At 70.2% G+C, this 635-nt stretch carries 1 protein-coding gene; it reads left to right on the top strand.

The genetic code is table 11. The annotated features are described in order from the left end of the window. Positions 1 to 635, top strand: a 635-nt coding sequence (locus tag D7W82_RS39770; RefSeq protein WP_147439787.1) for a PleD family two-component system response regulator, incomplete at both ends; no start/stop codon positions are given.

Here is a 635-nt window from a genome sequence, read left to right as displayed (position 1 = left end):
GACGGCAAGGGCAGCGTGGAGCTGATCCGCCGTGAGCGTCCGGACCTCGTGGTGCTGGCGGTGGACCTGTCCGCGGGACAGAACGGCTACCTCATCTGCGGCAAGCTGAAGAAGGACGACGAGCTGAAGACGGTCCCCATCGTCATCATCGGCAGCCCGGACGGCTTCGCGGCGCACAGCAAGCTGAAGGCGCGCGCGGACGAGTACGTGGCGAAGCCGGTGGACGCGGACGCCCTCATCGACCGCGTGGGCGGCGTCATCGGCTTCCCGGAGCCGCCCGCGAGCAACGAGGTGGTGGACGAGAGCCTCACGCTGGACTCGCTGGGCGAGGACCCCGCGACGGACTTCGGCTCGGAGGAGATCGCCGTCGACACGGGCGAGGACCCCGCGGTGGCCGGGGAAGACCTGGACATGCTCGACGACGCCTTCAGCGACATGTCCGAGCCCGTGACGGGCACGGCCGAGGAGCCCGTCGTCGCGCCGCCGGAGGAGCTGGAGTCCCCGTCCGGCCTGGAGGAGATCTCCGCGCTCGACTCGCTGGGCCCGGACAACGACGACTCGCTGGACATGCTGGGCGGCCTGGATGAGCCAGAGGAGAAGACCGTCGTCGGCTTCATGCCGCCGGTGGATCCGGA

Origin of the sequence: Corallococcus sp. CA049B, assembly GCF_003611685.1 — a bacterium.
GTDB classification, from domain to species: Bacteria; Myxococcota; Myxococcia; order Myxococcales; family Myxococcaceae; genus Corallococcus; species Corallococcus coralloides.
Note: the sequence above shows the minus strand (reverse complement) of the source record. Positions and strands in the feature narration are given on the sequence as shown.